Origin of the sequence: Kitasatospora sp. NPDC007106 (assembly GCF_040634455.1) — a bacterium.
GTDB lineage: Bacteria > Actinomycetota > Actinomycetes > Streptomycetales > Streptomycetaceae > Kitasatospora > Kitasatospora arboriphila.
This window is the reverse complement of the sequence record NZ_JBEYFP010001170.1, coordinates 1-1,536: the sequence shown is the minus strand read 5'-3', so window position 1 is coordinate 1,536 and position 1,536 is coordinate 1. Positions and strand designations below refer to the sequence as shown.

2 protein-coding genes are annotated in these 1,536 nt (G+C 68.0%); both read left to right on the top strand.

The window, feature by feature from the left end; all coding sequences use genetic code 11:
• Positions 1 to 275 precede the first annotated feature (275 nt).
• On the top strand, positions 276 to 671 hold the full coding sequence (locus ABZ641_RS36835; protein WP_344628124.1) for a hypothetical protein: 396 nt from the start codon (positions 276 to 278) through the stop codon (positions 669 to 671).
• Positions 672 to 1,404: 733 nt separating this feature from the next.
• Positions 1,405 to 1,536: cold-shock protein (locus ABZ641_RS36830; protein ID WP_359988913.1), on the top strand; the 132-nt coding region annotated here is incomplete at its 3' end.

The following is a 1,536-nucleotide window of genomic DNA, read 5'->3' as shown; positions in this document are numbered from 1 at the left end:
CACCGGCCGCCCGGGACGGGGCGTCAGGCCCCGCACGACGGCCTCCAGCGCCTCCTCCTGGTGCCCCCGCAGCGCAACCCCGCCACCTGCCGGCCGCATACCCTGACCCCACCGTCCCAGCCACTCGCCATCGCCGCCTGGGCTACGCCCGCTCGACGCACCCGCATGACGGAGACTGCCACACGCGGCGTCCCGTCCTGCCTGCCTTCCAGGCCGACACCAGCAATCGAGAGAAGTACACGCCCAGTTGGTCCTTCTCGGTAGACTGCAGGTACATGGACGGCGATCAGCAGCGGGACGAATGGCGGGCCACTCTGGCCCAGCAGGTCATCACCGACTGCCTTGGCCAATGGCTACGGTCGGCCAATGAGGCGGCGGTGGCCGCGGTCGGTTCTGAGCACGCCGCCGAGAGTTCGCGGCGGGCCCTGCAGGCCAGCGAACGGTTGACTCGTTGGCGTGAGCACGGCGACCTCGGCGGCGACACGGCCGCCCGGATCGCCGACGCGGTGGTGCAAAGGATGAAGGATGACGAGAGGGGCGTTCGGGCCGCGGAGAAGGCCGACGACTCATTTCCGTCCTTCGACAGCAGTTACCGGGCCGCGGCAACCTGCCAGTGGCTCCGTGACCAGGGCTATGAGATTCCCGTCTATCCCGAGGAGCCGGGTATGTGACCTGAATCCAGGTCGGTGGCCTGTTCGTGGACGCGCGGTCAGAGCGCCCGGAACGATCACCAGGACAGGGATCAGGACAGGGATTCCGTGCACGGCCCCGCTACCCGTCATGAGCACAGCCGGCGCCGCCGATCGCCGGTCCGCCTGACGGCGATGCCGAGGAGCCAGGCTGAGCCGTCGGCCGTCACCGGAAGGAGTTCCGAACAAAGTCGAGCAGTATGCGCCGGAAATGTGGAACCGGGGCTTTCCGGAGAATCGCATTCGCTGGAGCGGAATCCCGACCGCCACGGTCCACCTTCCGGTGGATGTAAACGGCGATGCGCGGTGCAGCCGGCCCGTCCCGGGCTGCCGGGGCGACCGTCCCCGCCGACTGGCGGCCGCCCGCTGCGCGCCGCTCTGCGCCGGGCGCCTGTCCCCCCGGCTCGGTCTGATCCTGCGGCCATGCTGGGCAACTACCCTGGCGCGAATGCCTGTTGGCGGCTGTGGCGCCGCAGTGGTGCCGTCTTGCGGGCGGCGCCGACACGACCGGGGCGGAATATTCCACCGCCGCGCACTCGAGCCTGCTAGGCTCGTCGATAGTTGCAGTAGTGGTTCCCATGAACTTTGTGTGCGCCTGCTGATGTATCGCAGGCGCATTTTTGTTTCCCGGCTCTTCCCCGGGTGGGTGCTCATCGCGGCGACTCGAAGCCCGCGCGGTGCGTGCTTCGGACAGCCCCTTGAAGGAGATTTCTTTATGGCTAATGGCACTGTGAAGTGGTTCAACGCGGAAAAGGGCTTCGGCTTCATCGAGCAGGAGGGTGGCGGCCCCGACGTCTTCGCCCACTACTCGAACATCAACGCCAACGGCTTCCGCGAGCTGCTCGAG

Excerpts from the sequence above, each read along its gene's own strand:
- ABZ641_RS36835 (WP_344628124.1), top strand. The coding sequence starts at position 276 with ATGGACGGCGATCAGCAGCGGGACGAATGGCGGGCCACTCTGGCCCAG.